Here is a 23,940-nt window from a genome sequence, read left to right as displayed (position 1 = left end):
GGACCAGCTCGATGCTGTGGCCGACAGGCTCAACACCCGTCCACGCAAGACCCTTGGCTATAGCACCCCGGCCGATACACTAGCCAAGGCACTGTTGCGGTGACCGGTTGAATCCGCCACGCAGAGATTTCGCAGAGGACGCAAAAGAAACCAATTCTGGAAGTCCTTTGTTGGATTCCTTCTGCGTCCTCTGCGTAACCTTTGCGACCTCTGCGTCCGGTTGTCCGCTTTCCGGTCGGCCGTCCTCAACCCACCTTCACCAGCTCGAACAGCACCGTCGGGGGCAGTTCGGCCGTGAGTTGGGCGCGGCCGACCTTCGGGGTTTCGAAGCGGTCGAAGCCGTTCAGGTGGAAGGAGGGCACGTCGTGGGTGATTTCCACCAGCGGGCAGCGCTCCTCGCCGCCCAGCACGTCCTGGCGGAAGCGCGCGATCTCCGCGAGCGGCACGTCCCAGGCGGCCACCAGCACGTCGGGCTTGCTGTCGCGCACCAGCGCACGCGCCTGGCGCAGGTCGCCGGCAGCGAGTGCAGGGATGCCCATCTTGCGCAAGGCGTCCAGCGACTCGGTGCGCACGCGCTCATCCTGCGCGACCACGAGCACCCATGTCGGGCGCAGGGAGTTTGCGGCGCCCTGCTCGGTGAGGTCCAGGCAGGCCACGCCTGCGGTGCTCAGGAAGGTGCGGGGGAACGCGATCGTGAGCAGGGCGGCGCCGTCCCGGCGCGAATGTTCCAGCTCCAGGCCGGACGACGCCGCGATCTGCCGCAGCAGCGTCCAGTGCAGGCCGTCGTGCAGCCGGCGGCTGCGTGCGCGCGCCGTCCCGGCCGTGGGCTGCGCGGGAGCCGGCGTGGCGATGCGCACCTTCAGCCGGGCGGGGCCCGCCAATTCGGCGGGCGCGAGCAACAGGTCGATCTGCTTGCCGAGGCTCATGGCCCAGTCGAGGATGGCGTTGACGAGGCTCGCCGCCACCGGTGGGTCCAGCAGCACTTCCACCGGCTCCAGGTCGGAGCGGACGACGATGCCCGCCGCTTCGATGCCCGGGGCGCGTTCCTGCAGCACTTGTCGCACGAGTTGCGCCAGGTCCACGCGCTCGCGGGCCTGGCGGATCCGGCCTCCGGCCAGGCGCGTGATCTGCTGCGCGCGCAGGCTGGTCGCGCGCAGCTGGTGCATCGCGTCGCCGAGCGCCTTCGCCTCGCCGTGGCGCAGCCGGCCTGCGCCGACCAGGTAGTCGAGCGCCTGCAGGATCAGGTTGCTGCCTTCGACGGCCTGCTCCGACAGCGCCGCGACCACGGTGGGCCACTGCTGCGCCATGGCCCACGGGGCGTCCTGTTCCGCCGCGCCGCCGCTCGTCCCTGCGTCGGACCAGCGCCGGCCCGGACCGCGTGTTTCCGCGACGGGCTCGGGCTCGACGAGCGTGAGCCCGGGGAAAGCATGCGTGTTCGTCATGACCGGGTTCCTCCGGTGGGAGTCAAGGGCGCCGGGGCGGACTGCGCGCCCATCAGCGTGCATTGGTGGGAGCAGTAGTCCACCAACGCGTCGATTTCGGTGGACTTGTCGAACACCGCGTCCACGCCGAGCTGCGCGCAGCGCTTGCGGACGGCGGCATTCACGTAGTTGCTGAACACGATGATCTTCTGCTCGGGGCGCGCACGGTGCACGTGCTGCACCACCCGCAAGCCGTTGCCGCCCTTGAGGAACAGGTCGAGGATCAGCATGTCCCAGTGGTTCTGTCCGGTGATCCACTGCAGCGCATCTTCTTCGGTGGCCGCGTCACCCACCACCTTCACGCAGGTGAGTTCCTCGAGCGCCTGCTCGAGGTTCTCGCGGATCTCGGCGTTGTCCTCGACGACAAAGACGGCAAGTTCCACGGGGGTTCAATCGGTAAGGGTCGGTTTCCAGGCGTAAGGCACTTTAGTCGCTGCCTCATGCGGACCGCTCGGATGCGCACGCGTTCGGATGTAGGAGGCTGCCTACGGGCGCCCCGGCCGGGCTGGTGCACCGTAAGATCGCGCACAGATGAAGATGGACCGGCTGATCGCGCAGGATTCGCAGCAGTTGCTCGAACTCGTCGAACGCAGCGCGTTCGTCGGCTTCTGGCGGCGGGATGCCCGCGCCGGCAGCCTGTATTGGTCGCCGCAGCTCGCGCGCCTGCACGGCGCGCCGCAGGATTTCACTCCGGACTTCGAGGAGGCACTCTCGCACTATGTCGGCGAGCACCGCACCGAGCTGCGCGAAGCGGTGCGCGCGTGCGAGGAGGAAGGCAAGCCCTTCGACCTGGAACTGCAGCTGCAGTCGCTGCAGGGACGGCGCACCTGGGTGCGCTGCGTGGGCGAGCCGCTGCGCGACGCGCACGGCGCCATCGTCGGCAGCGAAGGCATCGTGCAGGAGATCGCACCGGCCGGACACGCCTCGGGCACGCTGCTGCGGCACACCGTGAGCATGGGAGGCGCGCCGGGCAGTGCCGAGGCCTTCGTCACCATCGACCGCCAGGGCCGCATCAGCTACGCGAACGAACAGGCGGAACAACTGCTCGGCGCCGCCGGCGACCGGCTGCTCGGGCGCAAGGTGTGGAGCTTCTTCCAGATGCGGCTGCGGCTGGCGCTGGAGGAGCGCTTCATGCAGGCGCTGGACAAGCGCGAGGCGATCGAGCTGGAAGAACTGGACGCCCAGGGCGTGCACTGGCTGGAGCTGCGCGGCTTTCCCTTCGGGGCGGGCATGGCGCTGCACCTGCGCGACGTGTCCACCCGCCGCCGTGCGCAGCAGCACCTCACGCTGCTCGAAGGCAGCATCGCGCGCCTGAACGACATCGTGATCATCACGGAGGCGGCGCCCTTCCGCGCGCCGGGGCCGCGCATCGTGTTCGTCAACGACGCGTTCGAGCGCCGCACCGGCTACACGCGCGAGGAAGTGCTCGGGCGCTCGCCGCGCTTCCTGCAGGGACCCGACACGCAGCGGCCGCAACTGGACCGCATCCGCACCGCGCTGGAGCAGTGGGAGCGGGTGCGCGTGGACCTGATCAACTACACGAAGGCCGGCGAGCCTTACTGGGTGGACCTCGACGTCTCGCCGGTGTGGGACGAGTCGCGCCGCCTCACGCACTGGGTGGCCGTGGGCCGCGACATCACCGAGCGCAAGCGAGACGAGGAGAAGATCCAGTACCTCGCGTTCTACGACCCGCTCACGCAACTGCCGAACCGGCAGACGCTGCTGGACCGGCTGCACGATGCGGTGGGCGAGAACGGGCACGCGCGCGAGGGCGCGCTGATGTTCATCGACCTCGACAACTTCAAGGTGCTCAACGACACGCTGGGGCACCAGAAGGGCGACCTGCTGCTGCAGCAGGTGGGCCGGCGCCTGCGCAACTGCGTGGCCAAGGGCGACCTGGTGGCGCGCCTCGGCGGCGACGAGTTCGTGGTGCTCATCGAGAACACGCCCCAGAAGCCGCTGGACCCGCTGACCGCCGCGCAGATCGTGAGCCAGCGAGTGCTGGAGGCGCTGGGCCAGCCCTACGTGCTGCCGGGCTACCTGCACCACAGCACCTGCAGCATCGGGGTCACGCTGTTCGGCAAGCAGCCGTCGAGCGTGAACGAACTGCTGAAGCAGGCGGATCTCGCGATGTACCAGGCGAAGGCGGCGGGACGCAACGCGGTGCGCTTCTTCGACCCGGAGATGCAGGAGGTCGCCACTGCCAACGCGGCGCTCGCCGCCGACCTGCGCCAGGCCTGGCGGGACAACCACCTGCAGATCGAGTACCAGCCGCAGGTGGGGCTGGACGGCAGCATGACCGGGGTGGAGGCGCTGCTGCGCTGGCAGCATCCCACGCGCGGCATCGTCGGCCCGGAGGAGTTCATACCCACCGCCGAAGAGACCTCGCTCATCATCCCGATCGGCCATTGGGTGCTGGAGGCCGCCTGCGCGCAACTGGCGGTGTGGGCGCAGCGGCCGGACCGCGCGCATCTCAGCATCGCCGTGAACGTGAGCGTGCGGCAGTTCCGCCACCCGGAGTTCATCGACGAGGTGGTGAGCTGCGTGCGCCGCTCGGGCATCCCGCCCGATCGCCTGAAACTGGAGCTGACCGAGAGCCTGCTGGCCGACAACCTCGAAGCGACGATCGCCCGCATGCGCAACCTCAAGGAAATGGGCGTGCGCCTGTCGGTGGACGACTTCGGGATCGGCTACTCCTCGCTCTCCTACCTGAAGCGACTGCCGATCGACGAGTTGAAGATCGACCGCGCCTTCGTCAAGGACATCCTCACCGACGGCAATGACGCCGCGATCGCGGCCACCATCATCGACCTGTGCCGCAATCTCGGGCTGGAAGTGATTGCCGAAGGGGTGGAGACGGAGGAGCAGCGGGCCTTCCTGGCGCGGCAGGGCTGCCACCGCTACCAGGGGTACCTGTTCTGCCGTCCGCTGCCGCTGGAGCAGCTGGAGGAGTTCATGGACGCGAAGGCCGCCGCTACGTCGCAGCCATCTTCAGTGGAGACGTGACCACTGCGCGCGGCAGGCGCAGGATGATGGCCTCGCCGTTGCGCAGCAGTTCGACGCCCAGCTGCGCGGCAAGCGCCTGCACCTCGAGCCACGAGAGGGGCGCGTCGCCCGACTCGTGCAACTGCGTGAACGTGGCCTCCACCGGCTCGGGCTGGTACTCCACCGAGATCACGCCGTGCGTGGACGACTGTGCCGTGCGCACCGCGATCTGGCCGGGGGCCGGCGCGGCGTCGGCGAGCGTGAGGATGGCGGCGGCGAGCAGGAAGCGCAACGCGCTGCGCGTCACCTCGAACGTCCCGTCGCACGGCTCGCAACGCAGGTCGAAGCCGCGGAAGTTCAGGCTGGTGGAGAGCAGGCGCACGACTTCGGTAACGCCGTCGCGCAGGCCGATGGTGTCGTCCTCGCCGGGCTCCATCCACGTGCAGACCTCCAGGCAGCGCGTGACGGCCTGCCGCGAGAGCCGTTTCAGCTTGCTCACCGAACCGGCCAGCTCGTTGCCGGCCACGGCGCCGCGTTCCATGCGCGCGCTCAGCGCCTCGGCCATCATGCCCAGGGACTGCAGGTGCACCACCATGTCATGGCGCAGCGGCGGCGCGAGCCGGCGCAGGATGTCGTGCCGGGCGGCGCGCGCGAGGCTGCGCTGGCGCTGCGGCGAGACATCCGCGGTGGCCGGCGCGGGGCCGGTGGAACTGGCGATGGGTTCTTGGAGGGCCAACACTCTGCAGGAATAGCGTTCAGGTTGCGGCAGTCTCGGCTGCGCTTGCCGCGTCGGCTGTCAGGAGCGCCCCAGCCGGCATGTAGGACGCGGGCGGATGCGGCCGCTCTCGCACCACGGCAGCGCCCGCCCCCCGTACAGCGCCGCCCGCGCTGCCATACGGCAGCGGCCTGGTCGCGTTGTGCTCTAATTTAAGCAAAGAGTCACCTCGCTGTCATGTCCAACATCTGGCTTTCCGATGCCAACGCAGCCGCGCGCCTTGCCGGGCTGCTCGATTCCGCCATGGACGGCATCATCAGCGTCGACGACCAGCTGAACATCGTGCTCTACAACCGGGCGGCCGAGCGCGCCTTCGGCTGGAGCTCGCGGGAAGTGCTGGGCAAGCCGCTCGACCTGCTCCTGCCCGAGCGCTACCGGGGCGCGCACGGACAACAGATGCGCCGCTTCGGCGCCACCGGGACGACGTCGCGGCGCATGGGCGACAACACGGTGCTGTATGCGCTGCGCAAGGACGGCACGGAGTTCCCGATCGAGGCCTCGATCTCCCAGTTGCAGACGCCGGAAGGCAAGCTCTACACGGTCATCCTGCGCGACGTGACCGAGCGGGTGCGCGCGCGCGAGGAGCTCGCCGCCTTCGCCGCCGAATCCTCTGGCGTGCGCGAACAGGAGAAGTCGCGCATCGCCCGCGAACTGCACGACGAGCTGGCCCAGTCGCTCACCGCGCTGAAGATGGACACGAGCTGGCTGCGTGACCAGCCCAGTTCCGCCGACCCGAAGGTGCAGGAGAAGATCGGGCACATGCTCGGGCTGCTGGACTCCACGGTCGCGGCCATGCGGCGCATCGCCTCGGACCTGCGGCCCCTCGTGCTCGACGACCTGGGCCTGGTGGCCGCCATCGAGTGGCTGGCGCAGTCTTTCTCGCAACGCACCGGCGTCCCGTGCGAGTTGCAGATCGACGAAACGCTCGAACTGCCGGAGCCTTTTGCCACCGGCGTCTTCCGCATCGTCCAGGAGTCGCTGGCCAACGTCGCGAAGCACGCGCGCGCGAGCAAGGTCACCCTGGAGCTGCAAGCGCAAGGCGACTACCTGCTGCTGCGCGTGCAGGACGACGGCATCGGCTTCCGCGTGGCGGCGCCGCGGGCGCCCCAGTCGTTGGGTCTGGTCGGGCTGCGCGAACGCGCGCACCTCCTGCGCGGCCAGGTGAACGTCGACAGCAGCCCGGGCGCGGGCACGCGCGTGGAAGCGCTGATCCCGGCGCGGCCCGGAACGGAGCTGGCATGAGCCGCCGGGCCGCCCCAAGGCGAATCCCGCAGTCCGCAGGACGGAGGGTAGTCCAGTGACCATCCGCATCGTGCTGGCCGACGATCACGCGATCGTGCGCGAAGGCCTCAAGCGCATCGTCTCCGACGTTGCCGATTTCCAGGTGGTCGGCGAGGCCGCCGACGGCACGGAGGTGATGCGCACCGTGCGCGGCACCGACTTCGACGTGCTGGTGGTGGACCTGTCCATGCCGGGGCGCAGCGGCATGGAGCTGATCAAGCTCGTGAAGGCGGAGAAGCCGCGCGTGCGCATCCTCGTGCTCAGCATGCACCAGGAGATGCAGTACGCGGTGCGCGCCATCAAGTCGGGGGCGAGCGGCTACCTCACGAAGGAGAGCGCGGCCGCCCTGCTGGAGCAGGCGATCCGAAAGATCGCAGGTGGCGGCGCGTACATCAGCGCGGAGGTGGCCGAGCAACTGGCGCTGGGCGCCATGCCGGGCAGCGACGCGCCGGCCCACGAAACGCTTTCGGACCGCGAGTTCGAGGTGTTCCGCCTGCTGGTTGCGGGCGAGGCGGTGTCGGACATCGCGGCCAAGCTGAATCTATCGGTCAAGACCGTCAGCACGCACAAGGCGAACCTGATGCAGAAGCTGGGGCTGGCGAACCAGACCGAACTGGTGCGCTACGCGCTGAAGAACGGGCTCGCCGACCCGCTTGGCTGAAGGCTCAGTCCACCACCTCGAACTCCACGACGCAATCCTCGAGCGCATGCACGCTCATGCGGTTGCGCAAGCCAGCGGCGTAGCTTTCCCGCGCCTCCAACAGCACGTCGCGCGGGTCCCCGTCGTGCGTGATCCACACCTCGCCCTCGCGGCAATGCACGGTCACGCTGCCCGCGGGCGCCTCCACCACGCGCGTGTCGCCCTTGCGTACGCGGGCGGCGAACCAGCGCGTGACGCGGGGGCGCGCCGCACGGCGGCCGATCAGGCGGCTGCCGAGACCAACGACCGCACTGCCGCCGACCAGGTGGCTCCCGACGCCGAGGGGAAGGGCGAGCTGCATGGACCGGATCTTCCGCTGAGCCAGGCCGCGGCACCGGGATGCGCGCCGTCGCCTCGCGTCGGACAGTCGCGCCATCCGCTGTAGGAATAGATGAGGCAGGCGCAGCGTAGTCGGGCCTCACGTACGCGCGGGGCAAAGCAGCGCTTGCGTCGCGCAGCCGTCCTACAGTCGCGCCAGGGACCGCCCTCCTAGATTCGCTGCACCACGATTCAGAGAGCACCATGAAGGACAGACCCGAGGGAGAGACGGCGAGCGGCGGCGGGCGCTTGCAGCGCACCGGCCGCTGGCTGCGGCGCCACAAGTGGAAGGCCGCCGCCCTCCTGCCGCTCTCGCTGGTCGCGGCGCTGGCGATCTACGTGGCGATCCTCTTTCCCCTCACCCCCAGCATCGGCGACATCCGCAAGGCCAAGCAGGAGTCGCCGTCCGTGGTGCTCTCCGCGGATGGCAAGCAGCTGGCCGTGTTCCGGCGCGCGAACCGCGACTGGGTCAAGCTCTCTGACATTTCGCCCAACGTCATCGACGCGTTGCTGGCCACCGAGGACAAGCGCTTCTACCAGCACCACGGCATCGACTTCGTCCGCACGGGCAAGGCCATGCTGAGGACGATGACCGGTGAGGTGGAAGGCGGATCGACCATCACGCAGCAGCTCGCGCGCAACCTGTATCCCGAGGAGATCGGCCGCGACCAGAACATCACGCGCAAGATCAAGGAGGCGATCACCGCGCTGAAGATCGAGTCGATCTACAGCAAGAACGAGATCCTGGAGAGCTACCTCAACTCCGTCTCCTTCCTGTACAACGCGTGGGGCATCGAGATGGCCGCGCGCACCTACTTCGGCAAGTCGGCCAAGGACCTGAACAAGACCGAGGCCGCGACGCTGGTGGGCATGCTCAAGGGCACGGCCTACTACAACCCCGTGCTGAATCCCGAGCGCGCCCTGCAGCGCCGCAACACCGTGCTGCAGCTGATGGTGAAGGGCGGCAAGCTGCAGGAGTCCAGCTACGAGCAGCTGAAGGACCAGCCGCTGAAGCTGAAATTCGTGCGGCTGGACGAGGACGACGGACCGGCCCCGCACCTGGCCGAATACCTGAAGCGGTGGCTGCAGGACTGGGCCGACCAGCACGACTACAACATCTATTCCGACGGCCTCGTGGTGCGCACGACCATCGACTCGCGCCTGCAGGAGATGGCGGACCAGGCGGTCGCACGCCAGACCAAGGCCTTGCAGGCGGTGGCGGACGTCGAATGGAGCCGGAGCACGGTGCCCTCTCTCGGCGGCGACGCATCCGCCTACGTGGCCGCCGACAAGAAGGACGCGGCCTTCGACTACTTCTGGGACTCGCATGCCGGCCTGGTGAAGTCCTGGATGCGCGACACGCCGGAATACAAGCAGGCGCGCGAGGGCGGCAAGGACGACGCGCAGGCGCTGAAGGAGCTGCGCGAAGACACCAAGTTCATGCGCGACCTGCGCCGGCAGAAGACGATGCTGGAGGCCGGCTTCCTCGCGATCGATCCCAGCACGGGCGCCATCAAGGCGTGGGTGGGCAGCCGCGACTGGGACGCGGACAAGTTCGACCACGTGCAGCAGGCGCGCCGCCAGCCGGGCTCCACCTTCAAGCCTTTCGTGTACGGCGCGGCGTTCGAGCTGGGCCACCGGCCCGACGAAACGTTGATGGACCAGGCCGTGGCCATCCAGATCGACAAGAACCAGGTCTGGCGCCCCGGCGACATCGAAGGGCCCCCGACCAACGAGCCGATGACGCTGCGCGACGGCCTCGCGAAGTCCAAGAACACCATCACCGCGCAGCTGATGATGGAGGTCGGCCCCGCGCGCGTGGCCAGCCTCGCGCGTGCCATGGGCGTGCGCCAGAGCAAGCTGGACGAAGTGCCCTCGCTGGCGCTGGGCACGAGCCCGGTGACGCTCAAGGAGATGGTGACCTCGTTCGCCACCATCGCCAACGGCGGCAACTACATGCAGCCGATCGTCGTCACTGCGGTGGAGAACCGGCAGCACGAGGTGCTCGAGAGCTTCGGCGCGCACACACCGGAGCAGGCGCTCTCCACTCCGGCGGCGCAGACACTGCTGGACGTGATGCGCGGCGTCATCGACTACGGCACGGCCGCCGGCTTGCGACCGCGGTTCGGCCTCACGGGCGACCTGGCCGGCAAGACCGGGACGACGCAGGACAACACCGACGGCTGGTTCATCGTCATGCATCCGCAGCTGGTCGCCGGCGCGTGGGTCGGCTTCGACGACAACCGCGTGACGATGCGCAGCTCGTACTGGGGGCAGGGCGCGCACAACGCGCTGTTCATCGTGGGCGACATGCTGCAGCAGGCCGAGAAGGCCGGTGTCATCGACGCGAAGGCGACCTTCAGCGCCCCGCACACGCGCGACGACGACAAGCCGCTGGTGGACCGCATGGGGGACTGGTTGAACAGCGTGTTCAACGCCGCGCCCGCCGATCCGACCGTCGCGGGCGTGCCGCCCGCCGCGCCCGCGGAAGGGAACGGCGCGCCGCCGCAACTGCAACCGGCGCCGTCCCCGCTGCCTGCGTCCTCGCTCTCGACGGCACAGTCTCCGCCGGCGACCGTGAGACCCGACGCGCCGGTGATCGTTTCCGAACCGCAACGAGTGCCGACGTACCCGCGCCCGCTGGAAGCCGCGCGACCGGTCGACACCGTGCCCGGAACCCAGGTCTACCGATCGCCCGATGCGACCGCCGTGCGGCCGTCGGATGCGCCCCCACCGAGCGAGGTCGTCCGCGGACCGGCGCAGCCGCGCGGCGCGGGCAGCACGCAGGGGGGCACGGCCACCCTGGGCGCGGCGCGCGAGGCCGACGGCAACAGCAGCACGCCGCGCGCCAGCACTACCATCACCTTGCCGCGCAACGGCGGCGCCGTGACCCAGCGCGACGCTGCCGGCAGCAGCTACGAGGGCGCGAGCGGATCCAACCGCAGGGCGGCCGACAGCTACGAGGCCATTCCTGCACGTCGCCGCGACAGTGCGGACAGCGCCAGCTACGGGAATGCGTCGGGCAATGCGGGCAGCTCCTACTCCTCCGGAAGCGGGTCCTCTTACAGCGGCGACAGCGCCGTCGGCACCGCCACCGGCAGTCCGTCGGCCGCCGAGTGAACGAAGGGCCAGCAGGGGCGGGGAACTCGTCCAGGCGGAGCAGTTGCGGGCGCTACAGCGGCTCGAACTTGAGGATTTCGCCGCTGGGCCGCTTCATGTAGAGGGTTCCGCCGGACAGGCGCACGTCGGAGCAGCTGGGCCCGGTGCGCTGCATCTCGGTGCACAGGCGTCCGTCCTCGGTTCTCCACTTGCCGCTGTCGCTGTAGCCGGCGCCGGCGTTGAAGAAGATGTACCCGTTGGCGTTGTACTGCATCCGCCACACCGAACCGTTCGCAACGGTGCTTCGGAAGGTCTTGTCGGCGAGCAGGCCTTGCACCTCTTGCGCCGATGGGGCCGTGGCTCCCTCGGGGAAACTCTGTTGGCACAGAGCCGGGACGCAGACGGAAAGCGCGATCGAAGCCAATGCGAACTTGCGCATGCGGTATTCCTGGGCGAGGTTGGTGGAACCCGCAGCCTACCCACGCCGCCTTCGTTGAGGAATCGTCCCTTCGGGGGACGCTGCGCCATCGGTACGGCGCAAGAAAGGCCAGCGCGAAGCAAGAAAGGGTGTTTGCCGATCTTGGGGAAGAACGAAGAGGTGCTCTCTTCGGAGGCCGGGGGCGTCGCGGCAGGCGGCGTGCGGTGCAGGCCCGCTGGGCATCGGTCGGCGGCTGCGCGCGCCGACTCCCCTGGAAGCCGGTCCGGGCGGCGTCGCGCGGCACAACTCGCAGAGAGTTTGCCCGCTGCGCAGTCAAACTCTCTGCTCAAACAAGTGCCGCGGTAGCATGAAACGTACGCGCGGTTCGATACGCTGCGCTCTCGTAACCGCGCTCCGCCGCCCGGACCGGCTTCCAGGCGATGCCCCTGATGCGGGCCTGCACCGCACGCCGCCTGCCGCGACGATGGACAGTCGGGCCCCTGCGCCGAAGACTAACGGGCCCCCGTACTCGTAGGCTGGCGGTGAGCAACGCGAACCCCAGCGATCCAGCGTGGCGCAGCGAGCTGGGGTTTGCCTGCGGCTCACCGCCAGCCTACCCTCTCCGCTTCCACCGCAGCAACACTGTGCCGCGTTCCGGTCCGGGACAGGGGCCGCACCGACCGAACCCCGGCGAGCAAAAAAAAGCCGGGAAATTCCCGGCTCTTGTTCTTGCCCCGCCTCTTAGCGGTCGCTGCTGCGGCGCGTGCGCGAGCTGCGATCGATATCGCTGTTGCTGCGCACGTCTTCCTTGGCGTTGCCCACGCCTTGCTGCACCTTGCCCTTGATCTCCTGGGCCGTGCCGCGGGCCTGCGTGCTGCGGTCGCCCGTCATCTTGCCGACTTCCTTCTTCACGGCGCCGGTGGCCTGGTTGGTCGCGCCCTTGACTTGCTGCTTGTTCATTCCGGACTCCTTGATGGTTGGATGCCAACTATCTTGGTCCGCCCCGCATGCAATGCGAGAGCCCATAGCCCCCAATGGCTGTGCGCACGGTCCTACAGCCGAGGACGCGAGCGACAGTGGGGGCGGGCGCCGCTAGAACCCGCTGCCCGGTTGCGCGAGCACGCTGCGCAGTCGCTCGACGTCGGCGATGCGCACGAAACGGTGCTGCACCTCCAGCACGCCTTCCTGCGCGAAGCGCGAGAAGGTGCGGCTGACGGTCTCCAGCTTGAGGCCGAGGTAGCTGCCGATCTCCTGGCGCGTCATGCGCAGGACCAGCTCGGAAGGGGAGAAGCCGCGCGCTTGCAGCCGCTGCACCAGGTTCAGCAGGAACGCGGCGACGCGCTCCTCGGCCCGCATGGAGCCGAGCAGCAGCATCACGCCGTGCTCGCGCACGATCTCGCGGCTCATCACGCGGTGCAGGTGGTGCTGCAGCGCGCCGACTTCTCGCGAGAGCTCGCCGATGCGGTCGAACGGCAGCACGCAGACCTCGGAGTCCTCCAGCGCCACGGCGTCGCACGTGTGGTGGTCCTGCACGATGCCATCGAGCCCGACGATCTCGCCGGCCATGTGGAAGCCGGTGACCTGGTCGCGGCCGTCTTCGGCGGTCACGCAGGTCTTGAACACGCCGGTGCGGATCGCGTAGAGCGCGTGGAAGGGCTCGCCCGCGCGAAACAGCGGCGCCTTGCGCCTGACCTTGCGTCGCGTCGTGATCAGCTGGTCGATGCGCGCCATCTCCGCCGCCGACAGGCCGGAGGGCATGCAGAGCTCGCGCAGGTTGCAGCTGGAACAGGCGACCTGCCGCGCCGCCAGCGAGGCCGGGGCAGGGCAGGGGTCGAGGACGGGCGTTTCGTTGGTGGTCACGGGCAGGTCTGGTAGCTCTGATCTGAGTCAAATTGTCCGGGCCGCCGGGGGGGCACCCTTGATGCAGGTCAAGCGGGACGAGGAAGCGGTCCCGCACCATGAGGCCTTCCCGGAACACGCCATGAGCACCACCCTTTCCCCCGAACTCCTGCGCCAGTACGACGTCCCCGGTCCGCGCTACACGTCCTACCCGACGGCCGACCGCTTCGTCGAGGCGTTCGGCCCGGCCGACTACGCCCAGGCGTTGCGCCAGCGCCGCGAAGGCCCCGCCGCCCTCGGGCTGCCCCTGTCGCTCTACGTGCACGTGCCGTTCTGCGAATCGCTCTGCTACTACTGCGCCTGCAACAAGATCATCACGAAGCACCACGAACGCGCCGCGGGCTACCTGCAGTACCTGCAACGCGAGGTGGAACTGCACGTGCGCGAGCTCGGCCCGGGCCAGCCCGTGGGGCAGCTGCACCTCGGTGGCGGCTCGCCGACCTTCCTGTCCGACGACGAGCTGCGCGAGCTCATGGCCATGCTGCGCCGCAATTTCACGCTCGTGCCGCGGGCGGAGTGCTCGATCGAGATCGATCCGCGCACCGTGTCGGCCCAGCGCCTGAGCGTGCTGAAGGACCTGGGCTTCAACCGCATCAGCTTCGGCGTGCAGGACTTCGATCCCGACGTGCAGAAGGCCGTGCACCGGGTCCAGCCCTTCGACCAGGTGGCGGCCCTGATGGCCGACGCGCGCCGCACGGGTTTCGATTCCATCAACATGGACCTGATCTACGGCCTGCCGAAGCAGACTCCGGAATCGTTCGCACGCACGCTGGCGCAGGTCGCGAGCCTCAAGCCGGACCGCATCGCGCTGTATGCCTATGCGCACCTGCCGGAGCGCTTCAAGCCGCAGCGGCGCATCGTGGCGTCGGACCTGCCGGACGCCGGCGCCAAGATCAACATGCTGTCGCAGGCGCTGGCCGCGTTCCTGAGCACCGGCTACGTCTACATCGGCATGGACCACTTCGCGCTGCCGGACGACGCGCTGGCGGTGGCCAAGCGGCAGGGCCGGCTGCACCGCAACTTCCAGGGCTACAGCACGCACGCGGACTGCGACCTGATCGGCCTGGGCGTGTCGGCGATCGGCAAGGTGGGCGCCACCTACAGCCAGAATGCCAAGACCATGGCCGAGTACTGCGACCTGCTGGACCAGGGCAAGCTGCCCGTCACGCGCGGGCTCGCGCTGTCCCGCGACGACCTCGCGCGCCGCGCCGTGATCATGGCGCTGATGTGCCAGGGACAGGTGCTGTTCGAATCGATCGAGCTGGCCTGGCTGCTGGACTTCCGCAGCTACTTCGCCGCGGAACTGGAGCAGATGCGCGAGCTGCAGCGCCAGGGCATGGTGATCGTGGACGACGCCGGCATCCAGGTGACGGCGCAGGGCTGGTTCTTCGTGCGCGCCGTGGCCATGCAGTTCGACAAGTACCTGCAGGCCGACCGCAACCGCGCGCGCTTCTCCCGCATCATCTGAGGATGGGCTCGCCCCGAAGCACCCAGCGGCCGGCTCCTGCATGACATGACACTCACCCTGGCGGGAACCGCACTCCTGATGGGCCTGGTCGGCGGCCCGCACTGCGTCGCCATGTGCGGCGCTGCCTGCGGCGGCGTGATCCGCGGCGTGCGCGCTCCTTCCGCGCGCGGCATGTGGAGCTTCCAGGCCGGCCGATTGATCGGTTACTCGCTGGCCGGCGGCGCCGCGGGCCTCGCGGTCCAGAGCTTCGCCTGGCTGTCGTCCGGCACGCAGGCGCTGCAGCCGGTGTGGACGCTCTTCCACGTCGCCGTGCTGCTGTGGGGCCTGGTGCTGCTGGCGCAGGCGCGCCAGCCCGCCTGGGTGGAAGCGGCGGGCCGCAACGTCTGGTCGCGCGTGCGGCCGATGGCGCAGCGGCGCGGTGGCCTGGTGGCCAGCGGCGCACTGTGGGTCTTCATGCCTTGCGGGCTGCTGTATTCGGCGCTGCTGGTCGCTTCTCTGTCCGGTGGCTTCGTCGAGGGCATGGCGAGCATGGCGCTGTTCGCGCTCGGCAGCGGCATCTCGCTGGGGCTCGCACCGTCTGCATTGCGCAAGCTGCAGGAGTTGGGCAACCGCCTGCGCAACGACTGGGGCACGCGCATCGCCGGCGGCCTGCTGGCGCTCACCGCGGCCTGGGCGCTGTGGATGGACGTGGCGCACCGCGTGGCGCAGTGGTGCGGGCTGGGCTAAGCTCACCGCAGCCTGAAGGAGGCGCGCCATGCCGGCTCTCCTGCGTTTCGCCCTGATCGTGGCGCTGCTCGCCTTGGGGCGGGTCGCGCACGCAGAGAACCTGCGCTGCAACGGCGCCATCGCCTCGGAAGGCGATTCGAAGGTGTCGGTCCTGTACAAGTGCGGCCAGCCGCTGCTGATGGACAGCTTCTGTGCGCCCGTGTACCTGTGGGGCACGCCGCAGCCCATCCCGGCGCCCGCGGTGCCCCTGGGTGTCCCGTGCCAGACGGTGGAGGAGTGGCTGTACGACCGCGGCCCCGGCAACCTGATCGTCATCGTCCGCTTCCGCGATGGGCGCGTGCAGTCGATCCGCTACAGCGCGCAGCCGCAATAGGGTGCGGGGCGCGGCGGCGCGGGCCGTGGGCCGGGGTACGATGACCGCAGGAGGGACACCATGGACCCACGCGCGATGCGGCGCTCGTTCGCCGCCGGCCTGCTGGTCGGCCTGCGGGTCGTCTGGCCGATCCTGTCCGCCTTGCTCCTGCTGATCGTCGGCATGGGTATCCTGGTGGGCCTGCTGGAACACTGGAGCCTGGGCGAGTCGGTGTACTTCGCCTTCGTCTCGGGACTCACGATCGGCTACGGCGACCTCGCGCCGAAGCTGCTGCTCACGCGCACGCTGTCCGTCGCCATCGGCGTTTGCGGCGTCCTGTTCACGGCGCTGCTCGCGGGGGTGGCGGTCAAGGCGCTCAACGACGCAACCGGAAACGAAAATCCATGAACCACCCACCCGCCCTCCAGGCCTGGCACCGCCTCGTGGAATCGCACGACCCGGCGGGGCTGTACGCCTTGCTTGCCGAAGATGCCGTGTTCCACTCACCCGTCGTGCACACGCCGCAGCGCGGACGCAAGCTGGCGGCGGCCTACCTCGGCGCGGCCTTCCACGTCTTCTTCAACGACAGTTTCCGCTACGTGCGCGAGCTCGCGCAGGGACACGACGCCGTGCTGGAGTTCGTGGTGGAAATCGACGGCATCGTGGTGAATGGCGTCGACATGATCACCTGGAACGACGAGGACCGCATCACCGACTTCAAGGTGATGCTGCGGCCGCTGAAGGCGGTGAACCTGATCCACCAGAAGATGGCGCAGATGCTCGAGCAGCAGCAAAAGGGCGCTTGAGGCCATGGCCGCGAACCTTGCGTCCGTGCGCCCGTCCCGACGCGGATTCGCTGCGGCGCTCGCAGCGGCGGCTGCCCTGTGCTGCGGCTGCGTGCTCGCCGCCCCTTCGCCGGCGCGTCCGGAAATCGATGCCTTGCTGGGGCGCTTGCAGTCCTCCGGCTGCAGCTTCAACCGCAACGGCTCCTGGTACGACGCCAGCGACGCGCGCGCGCACCTGGTGAAGAAGCTGGAATACCTGGAGGACCGCAACCTCGTGCAGACCACGGAGCAATTCATCGACCGGGCCGCGAGCGGCAGCAGCCTGTCCGGCAAGCCCTACCTGGTGCGCTGCGGCAGCGCGGCGCCCCTCGAGAGCCGCACCTGGCTGACGCAGCAGCTCAAGGCTTTGCGCGCGAACGGCGCGGCGAAGTAGCGGTCATCGCCCTCTCTGCGGTCGCGCAGCCGGGTCGCCGATACTTCGCCCACCATGATCACCGAATACGTCCTGTTCGATCTCCCGGCCGGCATCTCGCGCAGCGAGGTCGTCGCGGGCATGCACGAAGTCGCGCCGCGCTGGCAGGCGCATCCACGGCTGATCCGCAAGACCTTCGTGTACGACGCCGAGGCGAACCAGTCCGGCGCCTTCTACCTCTGGCCGGATCGGGCATGTGCCGAAGCCGCGCACGACGCGGCATGGCGGCAGCGCATCCGCGACACCTACGGCAGCGAGCCGGTGGTGCGCTACTTCGACACGCCGCTGGTGGTGGACAACGCGCTCGGGCAGCTCGTCAGCGAGTAGGCGTTGTGCGGTCGCCGGCTCCCGGGGCATGATGCGCGCCTGGAGGCCCCCATGTCCGACGTCACGCCCGTCCGCGAAAACGACACGCTGCTCACGCCGCGCAATGCGGTGCTCGCCCTGATCGACTACCAGCCGGAGCAGTACGCCGGCGTCGGCTCGATGGACCGCAAGGAACTGCTCGCCAATGTCACCTTGCTGGGACAGACCGCCACCGCCTTCGAACTCCCGGTGGTGCTGAGCACCGTGTACGTGAAGCACGGCATGACCGGCACCAACCCCGAGCTGCGCGAGGCGCTGCCGGGCGTGCCGGAGATCGACCGCACGACCATGAACTCGTGGGAGGACCCGGAGTTCCGTGCTGCCGTCGAAGCGAGCGGCCGCAGGAAGCTGATCCTGGCGGGGCTGTGGACCGAGGTCTGCGTCGCCTTTCCCGCACTCGACGCGCTGCGCGCCGGCTACGAGGTGTACGTCGTGGCCGACGCGATCGGCGGAGTGAGCCACGTCGCCCACGAGGCCGCGATGCAGCGCATGCTGCAGGCCGGCGCCCGGCCGATCACCGTGCTGGGCCTCGCGTGCGAGCTCCAGCGGGATTGGGGCAGGGCCGGTGCGGATCGCCTGCGCGGCATCATGCGGGCCTGGTTCGCTGCGCGGCGAGCCGCCGGGGCCGCGCACGCCAGCGCATGAACGGCGCTGTCGATTTGCGCCGCGCTCGTTCGTCATGCAGCTGAGGGTCGTCCTCGTAGTCCACGGAACAAAACATGGCCAGCAACACCGTCCGCCTGCACCGCGTCCTGCGCGCGCCGCCCGAGCGCGTCTACCGCGCCTTCCTCGACCCGCACGCCATGGCGAAGTGGCTGCCGCCCCATGGCTTCACCGGCCAGGTCCATCGCATGGACGCGGAAGTCGGGGGCGAATGGCGCATGAGCTTCACCAACTTCAGCGGCCGGGGCTCCCACTCCTTCGGGGGCAAGTACCTGGAGCTCGTGCCCGGCGAGAAGCTGCGCTATTCCAGCGTCTTCGACGATCCCAACCTGCGCGGCGAGATGATGACCACGGTCACGCTGAAGAAGGTGCTGGTGGGCACCGAGATGAACGTGGTGCAGGAAGGCATCCCCGAGGTGATCCCGGTGGAGGCCTGCTACCTCGGGTGGCAGGAGTCGCTCACGCTGCTGGCGCAACTCGTGGAGCCGGAGATCCCGGGCTGACGCCGGCGAGCCGCTAAGCTCGGCGGGTGGAGTACTTTCTCGTCCTCGTGGTCGGCCTGTTCGCGGGCACGCTCGGCGGCATCGTCGGCACCGGCTCCTCGCTGGTGCTCATGCCGATACTGGTGGTGATGTTCGGGCCGCGGCACGCGGTGCCCATCATGGCGGTCGCGGCGATCATGGGCAACGCCGGGCGCGTGCTGGCCTGGCGGCGCGACATAGACTGGCGCGCCTGCGGCGCCTACTGCACGACGGCCGTGCCCGGTGCGATGCTCGGGGCGCGGCTGCTGCTCACCATTCCGCCGGGCTGGGCTGAGACCGCGCTCGGCGTGTTCTTCCTCTCGCTGATCCCGGTGCGCCGCTGGCTCGCGCACCGCGCGTTCCGCCTCACGCTCACGCACCTGATGCTGCTGGGCGGCCCGCTCGGACTGCTCACCGGACTCGTCGTCTCCACCGGCCCGCTCACCGTGCCGCTCTTCACCTTCTACGGCCTGGAGCGCGGCGCGTTCCTCGGGACCGAGGCGGCCGGTTCCATCGGCGTGTACGTCGCCAAGGTGGCGACCTTCCAGGCCTTCGGCGCCTTGCCGCTGCAGGTGGTGCTGCAAGGCGTGGGCGTGGGCTCGACGCTGATGGCCGGTTCGTTCGCGGGCCGCTTCGTCGTGCTGAAGCTCACGCCCGCGGCCTACCGCCACCTGATCGACGGGCTCATGCTGTGCTCGGGTGTGTCGCTGTTGTGGGCGGCCGTGCGCTGAAGTCGCTTGCGCGACGCAGCGTCGCCGCCAGGACAAGGCGAGTGCGGCGTGGCGCCTAGATTGCGGCGATCCCCTCAACGGAGAGATCGCCATGCACGAACCCGCATCCGATGCGCTGGCCCTGGTCCGCGGCATCAACGCCACTGCCGCGTTCAACCGCTGGTGCGGCATCGAGGTGCTCGCGGCGGGCGAGGGGAGGGCGGAGATCGCGCTCGCCTGGCGCGAGGATCTGGGCCAGTACGCGGGCTTCCTGCACGCGGGCCTGGTGGGCGCCCTGATCGACACGGCCTGCGGCTTCGCTGCGGTGACGGTAGTCGGCCGCGTTCTCGCGTCGCATTTCGCGGTGAACTGCCTGCGGCCTGCCGTCGGCGAGCGCTTCATCGCGCGCGCCCGTGTGGTGAAACCCGGCCGCACCCAGGTCTTCACCGCCTGCGAACTGTTTGCGCTCGCCGACGGATCGGAGAAACTCGTGGCCACGGGCGAAACCCTGCTGACACCGGTCGGCGACGGCCGCCCCTGAAAGGACCCACGATGCTCCAGCTGCGGCCCAACTGCGAATGCTGCAACCGCGACCTGCCTGCCGAATCCACGGACGCGATGATCTGCACCTACGAGTGCACCTTCTGCCGGGACTGCGCGACGCAGGTGCTGAAGGGCCGGTGTCCCAATTGCGGCGGCGAGATGCTGCAGCGGCCGCGCCGGCCGGCCGCGATGCTCGCGAAGCATCCGGCGTCCACTGAGCGCGTGCTGCACAAGGGAGGTTGCCCGCAGGCGGCCTGACGCTCAGTCCAGCGTCACCGACTGCAGGTAGTCCGGCACCGTCACCGCCCAGTGCAGCTTGCGCTCGATGCGCTGGCGCAATGCATCGGCCGCCGGGGGCTCTCCGTGCGTGATGAAGGTGCGGCGCGGCGGCTGCGGCGCCGTGCGCAGCCAGGCCTCGATTTCCGCCGCATCCGCATGCGCGGACAGCGCGTCGATGCGGCTCACTTCGGCGCGCACCGGCACGTCCTCGCCGTGGATGCGGACGGTGGCTGCCCCGGCCGCCAGCGAGGCGCCGCGGGTGCCGCCGGCCTGGAAGCCGACCAGCAGGATCGTGTTGCGGCGGTCGGGTGCGAACTGCTGGATGTGGTGGATGACGCGCCCGCCCGTGGCCATGCCGCTGCCGGCGATCAGCACCATCGGCCCCTTGCGCGCATTGAGCGTGCGCGATTCGTCGGGCGTGCGCACGATGTGCGCGGCCTCGCAGAGCGCGTCGCATTCGGCGGCGGACAGGCGCAGCTCGGGTCGGTGGTGCCGGTACACCTGCAGCGCATCGGCAGCCATGGGGCTGTTGAGATACACCGGCAGGTTGTGGATGCGCCTGTGCTGCTTGAGCAGCGCGATGCCGTGCAGCAGCGTCTGCGCACGCCCGACCGCGAAAGCGGGGATGACCAGCGTGCCGCCGCGCGCCGAGGTCCGGTTGATCACCTCGGCCAGTTGCTCGAAGGGATCCGTCGTGGGGTGCAAGCGGTCGCCGTAGGTGGACTCGACCACCAGGTAGTCGGACGCCGGGAGCGGCTCGGGCGCGCGCAGCACCGGGTCGTTCGGCCGTCCCAGGTCGCCGGAGAACACGATGGAACGCTGGCCGTCGTCCATGCGCACCACGGAGCCGCCCGGCATGTGCCCTGCGTGCGAGAGCCGCGCGGTGAGCCAGGGGACCGGTTGGAAGTCGGTGTGCCAGGGCACGGGCTCGAACTGCTCCAGGCAGCGCACAGCGTCCTCGCGCGTGTAGAGCGGCAGCGCCGGCTGGTGCTTGCTGATGCCGTGCCGGTTGGCGAACTCGGCCTCTTCTTCCTGCAGCCCGCCGCTGTCGGGCAGCAGGATGCCGCACAGGTCGCGCGTCGCGGCGCTGCAGTAGATCCGGCCGCGGAATCCCTGCCTCACCAGCAGCGGCAGGTAGCCGCTGTGGTCGATGTGCGCATGCGTGAGCACGATGGCCGAAATATCTGCTGCCGGGACGGGCAGGGGCTCCCAGTTGCGCAGGCGCAGCTGCTTGTAGCCCTGGAACAGCCCGCAGTCGACCAGCACCGAGCCGGCGGCGGCGGGGCTGCGCAGGAGGTACTTGGAGCCGGTGACCGTGCCGGTCGCGCCGAGGAACTGGATCTGCATGCGGGGCAGTCTGGCACGCGGCAGCCGGCGCCAGTTGCGCCGGATCAAGCCACGGCAGCGCCTGCTCGCGCTAACCTTTCCGTACCGTCGCGTCGGGGAGCCCATGGAGCGTTCTCGCAGGATCGGCTCATTGCAGGGCCGCGTGGTCATCGTCGGCTTCGGCAGCATCGCGCAAGGCCTGATGCCGCTGCTGCACGAGGCGCTCGCCGTCGCGCCCGACCAGGTGAAGGTGGTGAGCAGCTCGCCCGATCGCACCGGCGTCGCGCAGGCGCTCGGCATCGACCTGCTCGTGTGCCCGCTGACGCAGGCCAACCACGCAGCCGTGCTGCGCCCGCTGCTCGCACCCGGCGACTTCCTGCTGAACCTGGCCGTGGATGTGTGCAGCCTGGACCTGGTGCGCCTGTGCCTGGACTGCGGCGCGTTCTACCTCGACGCCGACAACCAGCCCTGGCCCGGGCGCTACGAGAACCCGGAGCTCTCCGCTTCGCAGCGCTCCAACTACGCACTGCGCGAGGAGATGCTGGCCTTCGGCCGCGCGCATCCGAACGGGCCGACCGCCTGCATCACGCAGGGCGCCAATCCAGGTCTCGTGAATTCGCTGCTGAAGCACGCGTTGCTCGCCATGGCCGCCGACCTCGGCGTGTCCTGCGAGCCGCCCGCGTCACCGCGTGACTGGGCTGCGCTCGCCCAGCGCCTGCAGATCAAGGTGATCCACGTGGCCGAGCGCGACACCCAGACCACCCCCCAGCGCCGCCAGCGCGGCGAGTTCGTCAACACCTGGTCCGTCGATGCCTTCGTCGACGAAGGCCTGCAGCCCGCGGAACTGGGTTGGGGCACGCACGAGCGGCACTGGCCCGCCGACGCCCAACGCCACGGCTACGGCTGCGACGCCGCGATCCTGCTGGATCGGCCGGGGATGGGCACGCGCGTGCGGAGCTGGACGCCGCAGGAAGGCGCGTACCAGGGTTTCCTCATCACGCATGCCGAGTCCATCTCGATGGCCGACTTCCTCACGCTGCGTGACGGGGCGCGCGTGCTCTATCGACCCACCGTGCACTATGCCTACCATCCCTGCGACGATGCGGTCGCATCGATCCACGAGCTCGCCGGCCGCCACTGGCGCCTGCAGCCGCAGCGACGCATCCTGCGCGACGAGATCACCGAGGGCGGCGACGAGCTGGGCGTGCTGCTCATGGGCCATCCGCGCGGGGTGTACTGGCATGGCTCGCGGCTGTCCATCGCGCAGGCGCGCGCCCTGCTGCCGTACAACAATGCGACTTCGATGCAGGTGGCTGCGGGCATCCTCGCAGCGATGGTGTGGGCGCTGCGCCATCCGCGCAGCGGCGTCGTGGAGCCGGACGCCATCGACTATCGGCTGGTGCTGGAGGTGGCGCGTCCGTACCTCGGGGAAGTGGTGGGCGTGTGGGGCGACTGGACGCCGCTGAAGGAACGCGGTGCGCTGTTTCCCGAACCGCGGGACGACGCCGACCCATGGCAGTTCGTCAATTTCCGCGTCACCTGAGCTTGCGACGCCCAGCCCCCGGGTCTTCGGCAGGGATACCACACATGGATGCACGCGTTTCCTACAGCGGGCGCATGCTGGTGGCAGGACCATGTCCACACCTCTACCATGGGACCATAGATGCCTGACGCGAAGCTGGAGCCCGCTGCCCCGACCATGAATGCGCCGCGCAAGACCCCGCCGGCCAAGCCGCCGCTCGACGCGCGGCTGACGGAGCAGCGCAACCCGCGCAGCCTGCGCATCGACCAGCTCTCCGCGCTGGAGATCGTGGACCTGATCAACGCGGAGGACCGGCTCGTCGCCGCTGCGGTGAGCGACGAGCGCTTGCGCATCGCGCGCGCGATCGACCTCGTGGTGCATTGCCTGGGAAGGGGCGGCCGGCTGATCTACGTGGGCGCCGGCACGTCGGGCCGCCTGGGCGTGCTGGATGCCTCGGAGATGCCGCCCACCTTCCGCACGGATCCCGAGATGGTGCAAGGCGTGATGGCCGGCGGCTACGAGGCGCTGCTGCGCGCGCAGGAAGGCGCCGAGGACCATCCGGAAGACGGCGCGGCAGCGATGGACGAGCGCGACGTGAAGCCCGACGACTTCGTGCTGGGCATCGCGGCTTCCGGCACCACGCCCTTCGTGCACGGCGCCCTGCAGCGCGCGCGCGAACGCGGCGCGCGCACCGGCTTCCTCCTGTGCACCCCTCCGTCCGAGGCGCTGCAGCAGGCGCACGACGTGGTGATCGCGCCGCTCGTGGGCCCCGAGGTCATCACCGGCTCGACCCGCATGAAGGCGGCCACCGCGACCAAGATGGTGCTGAACATGATCAGCACCGGAGCGATGGTGAAGCTGGGCAAGGTGCACGGCAACCTGATGGTGGACCTGCAGGTGACCTGCCAGAAGCTGCAGGACCGAGGCGAGCGCATCCTGATGGAGACGCTGGACCTCGAGCGCGCCGAGGCCGGGCGGCTGCTCGACGCCTCGGGCGGCCACGTCAAGACCGCGATCGTGATGCACCGCCTCGGCGTCGATGCGGACACCGCGCGGCAGCGGCTGGAGCAGGCCGGCGGGTCGATCTCTGCGGTGAAGTGACGCGCCGAGCTGGGGTTCGGCATTCGCCTCACCGCCAGCCTTGTATGTTTCTTTCCTAGACTCTAAGAGTTCGGGGCAACCCGGGCGGAGCGGGTGCACGCCGTCGCCAGCCTTTGGGCTTGGAACCTGTGTCGTAGATCTAGCGGCACC

General features: G+C 69.5%; 26 protein-coding genes. 18 read left to right on the top strand and 8 right to left on the bottom strand.

Annotated elements, in window-relative coordinates:
• Positions 1-245: 245 nt before the first annotated feature.
• Together JJB11_RS25735 and JJB11_RS25730 are read right to left on the bottom strand one after the other, a co-directional pair.
• Positions 246-1,442: a histidine kinase gene (locus tag JJB11_RS25735; protein WP_201178174.1), complete on the bottom strand. Its 1,197-nt coding sequence runs from the start codon at positions 1,440-1,442 to the stop codon at positions 246-248.
• Entirely contained in the window at positions 1,439-1,864 is a 426-nt protein-coding gene (locus JJB11_RS25730; protein WP_201178173.1) for a response regulator, read from the bottom strand. Before JJB11_RS25730 ends, JJB11_RS25735 begins: the two co-directional genes overlap by 4 nt.
• Positions 1,865-2,012: 148 nt before the next feature.
• On the opposite strand from JJB11_RS25730, the gene JJB11_RS25725 reads away from it, so the two are divergent.
• A complete protein-coding gene (locus tag JJB11_RS25725; RefSeq protein ID WP_201178171.1) occupies positions 2,013-4,487 on the top strand; it encodes a sensor domain-containing protein in 2,475 nt (824 codons plus the stop codon).
• Here the strand turns inward: JJB11_RS25725 and JJB11_RS25720 are convergent.
• Positions 4,456-5,202: a hypothetical protein gene (locus JJB11_RS25720; protein ID WP_201178169.1), complete on the bottom strand. Its 747-nt coding sequence runs from the start codon at positions 5,200-5,202 to the stop codon at positions 4,456-4,458. The genes JJB11_RS25725 and JJB11_RS25720 overlap by 32 nt on opposite strands.
• Positions 5,203-5,418: 216 nt before the next feature.
• Between JJB11_RS25720 and JJB11_RS25715 the strand changes: the two genes are divergently transcribed.
• The gene (locus JJB11_RS25715) at positions 5,419-6,483 is read left to right on the top strand and encodes a PAS domain-containing sensor histidine kinase (protein ID WP_201178167.1); all 1,065 of its coding nucleotides are present in this window, start codon (positions 5,419-5,421) and stop codon (positions 6,481-6,483) included.
• 55 nt (positions 6,484-6,538) lie between these two features.
• Positions 6,539-7,183, top strand: a complete 645-nt coding sequence (locus JJB11_RS25710) for a response regulator (RefSeq protein WP_201965110.1) — start codon at positions 6,539-6,541, stop codon at positions 7,181-7,183.
• Positions 7,184-7,187: 4 nt separating this feature from the next.
• Here JJB11_RS25710 and JJB11_RS25705 read toward each other — a convergent pair whose 3' ends face one another.
• On the bottom strand, positions 7,188-7,523 hold the full coding sequence (locus JJB11_RS25705; protein ID WP_201178165.1) for a DUF2917 domain-containing protein: 336 nt from the start codon (positions 7,521-7,523) through the stop codon (positions 7,188-7,190).
• A 221-nt stretch (positions 7,524-7,744) separates the two neighbouring features.
• On the opposite strand from JJB11_RS25705, the gene JJB11_RS25700 reads away from it, so the two are divergent.
• Complete coding sequence (locus JJB11_RS25700; RefSeq protein WP_201178163.1) at positions 7,745-10,660, top strand: transglycosylase domain-containing protein; 2,916 nt, start codon at positions 7,745-7,747, stop codon at positions 10,658-10,660.
• A gap of 52 nt (positions 10,661-10,712) precedes the next feature.
• Here the strand turns inward: JJB11_RS25700 and JJB11_RS25695 are convergent, their stop codons facing one another.
• The 3 genes from JJB11_RS25695 to fnr all read right to left on the bottom strand — a co-directional run bounded on the left by JJB11_RS25695 (position 10,713) and on the right by fnr (position 12,866).
• The gene (locus tag JJB11_RS25695) at positions 10,713-10,913 is read right to left on the bottom strand and encodes a hypothetical protein (protein WP_201178161.1); all 201 of its coding nucleotides are present in this window, start codon (positions 10,911-10,913) and stop codon (positions 10,713-10,715) included.
• An 885-nt stretch (positions 10,914-11,798) separates the two neighbouring features.
• Positions 11,799-12,017, bottom strand: coding sequence for a CsbD family protein (locus tag JJB11_RS25690; RefSeq protein WP_201178159.1), 219 nt, complete (start codon positions 12,015-12,017; stop codon positions 11,799-11,801).
• Positions 12,018-12,149: 132 nt separating this feature from the next.
• A complete protein-coding gene (gene fnr / locus JJB11_RS25685) occupies positions 12,150-12,866 on the bottom strand; it encodes a fumarate/nitrate reduction transcriptional regulator Fnr (protein ID WP_277988885.1) in 717 nt (238 codons plus the stop codon).
• Positions 12,867-13,038: 172 nt separating this feature from the next.
• Here fnr and hemN point away from each other — a divergent pair, with 172 nt between their 5' ends.
• The 12 genes from hemN (at position 13,039) to JJB11_RS25625 (ending at position 19,820) form a co-directional block, all read left to right on the top strand.
• Positions 13,039-14,424 carry an oxygen-independent coproporphyrinogen III oxidase gene (hemN, locus tag JJB11_RS25680; protein WP_201178157.1) on the top strand — a complete coding sequence of 462 codons (1,386 nt, stop codon included), beginning with the start codon at positions 13,039-13,041 and terminating at the stop codon, positions 14,422-14,424.
• 45 nt (positions 14,425-14,469) lie between these two features.
• The gene (locus tag JJB11_RS25675; RefSeq protein ID WP_201178155.1) at positions 14,470-15,150 is read left to right on the top strand and encodes a sulfite exporter TauE/SafE family protein; all 681 of its coding nucleotides are present in this window, start codon (positions 14,470-14,472) and stop codon (positions 15,148-15,150) included.
• 28 nt (positions 15,151-15,178) lie between these two features.
• The gene (locus JJB11_RS25670) at positions 15,179-15,523 is read left to right on the top strand and encodes a DUF2845 domain-containing protein (protein ID WP_201178153.1); all 345 of its coding nucleotides are present in this window, start codon (positions 15,179-15,181) and stop codon (positions 15,521-15,523) included.
• Positions 15,524-15,583: 60 nt separating this feature from the next.
• Positions 15,584-15,910, top strand: coding sequence for a potassium channel family protein (locus JJB11_RS25665; RefSeq protein ID WP_201178151.1), 327 nt, complete (start codon positions 15,584-15,586; stop codon positions 15,908-15,910).
• The gene (locus tag JJB11_RS25660; protein ID WP_201178149.1) at positions 15,907-16,308 is read left to right on the top strand and encodes a nuclear transport factor 2 family protein; all 402 of its coding nucleotides are present in this window, start codon (positions 15,907-15,909) and stop codon (positions 16,306-16,308) included. Before JJB11_RS25665 ends, JJB11_RS25660 begins: the two co-directional genes overlap by 4 nt.
• Before the next feature lie 4 nt (positions 16,309-16,312).
• On the top strand, positions 16,313-16,720 hold the full coding sequence (locus JJB11_RS25655; RefSeq protein WP_201178147.1) for a YfeK family protein: 408 nt from the start codon (positions 16,313-16,315) through the stop codon (positions 16,718-16,720).
• A 54-nt stretch (positions 16,721-16,774) separates the two neighbouring features.
• Positions 16,775-17,086, top strand: a complete 312-nt coding sequence (locus JJB11_RS25650) for a hypothetical protein (protein WP_201178180.1) — start codon at positions 16,775-16,777, stop codon at positions 17,084-17,086.
• Positions 17,087-17,137: 51 nt separating this feature from the next.
• Positions 17,138-17,770, top strand: a complete 633-nt coding sequence (locus JJB11_RS25645; RefSeq protein WP_201178145.1) for a hydrolase — start codon at positions 17,138-17,140, stop codon at positions 17,768-17,770.
• A gap of 74 nt (positions 17,771-17,844) precedes the next feature.
• Positions 17,845-18,291, top strand: coding sequence for an SRPBCC family protein (locus JJB11_RS25640; RefSeq protein WP_201178143.1), 447 nt, complete (start codon positions 17,845-17,847; stop codon positions 18,289-18,291).
• Between the two features lie 26 nt (positions 18,292-18,317).
• The gene (locus tag JJB11_RS25635; protein WP_201178141.1) at positions 18,318-19,040 is read left to right on the top strand and encodes a TSUP family transporter; all 723 of its coding nucleotides are present in this window, start codon (positions 18,318-18,320) and stop codon (positions 19,038-19,040) included.
• A gap of 91 nt (positions 19,041-19,131) precedes the next feature.
• The gene (locus JJB11_RS25630; protein ID WP_201178139.1) at positions 19,132-19,560 is read left to right on the top strand and encodes a PaaI family thioesterase; all 429 of its coding nucleotides are present in this window, start codon (positions 19,132-19,134) and stop codon (positions 19,558-19,560) included.
• Positions 19,561-19,571: 11 nt separating this feature from the next.
• Positions 19,572-19,820: a DUF1272 domain-containing protein gene (locus tag JJB11_RS25625; RefSeq protein WP_201178137.1), complete on the top strand. Its 249-nt coding sequence runs from the start codon at positions 19,572-19,574 to the stop codon at positions 19,818-19,820.
• A gap of 3 nt (positions 19,821-19,823) precedes the next feature.
• On the opposite strand, the gene JJB11_RS25620 is transcribed toward JJB11_RS25625, so the two are convergent.
• Complete coding sequence (locus JJB11_RS25620; protein ID WP_201178135.1) at positions 19,824-21,188, bottom strand: MBL fold metallo-hydrolase RNA specificity domain-containing protein; 1,365 nt, start codon at positions 21,186-21,188, stop codon at positions 19,824-19,826.
• A gap of 103 nt (positions 21,189-21,291) precedes the next feature.
• On the opposite strand from JJB11_RS25620, the gene JJB11_RS25615 reads away from it, so the two are divergent.
• Positions 21,292-22,710 carry a homospermidine synthase gene (locus JJB11_RS25615; RefSeq protein WP_201178132.1) on the top strand — a complete coding sequence of 473 codons (1,419 nt, stop codon included), beginning with the start codon at positions 21,292-21,294 and terminating at the stop codon, positions 22,708-22,710.
• Between the two features lie 120 nt (positions 22,711-22,830).
• Positions 22,831-23,790 (top strand): N-acetylmuramic acid 6-phosphate etherase, encoded by a 960-nt coding sequence (gene murQ, locus JJB11_RS25610; protein ID WP_201178131.1) that lies wholly within the window; start codon positions 22,831-22,833, stop codon positions 23,788-23,790.
• Positions 23,791-23,940: the final 150 nt, after the last annotated feature.

The sequence above is a fragment of the Ramlibacter ginsenosidimutans genome, assembly GCF_016654015.1.
GTDB lineage: Bacteria > Pseudomonadota > Gammaproteobacteria > Burkholderiales > Burkholderiaceae_C > Ramlibacter > Ramlibacter ginsenosidimutans.
Note: the sequence above shows the minus strand (reverse complement) of the source record. Positions and strands in the feature narration are given on the sequence as shown.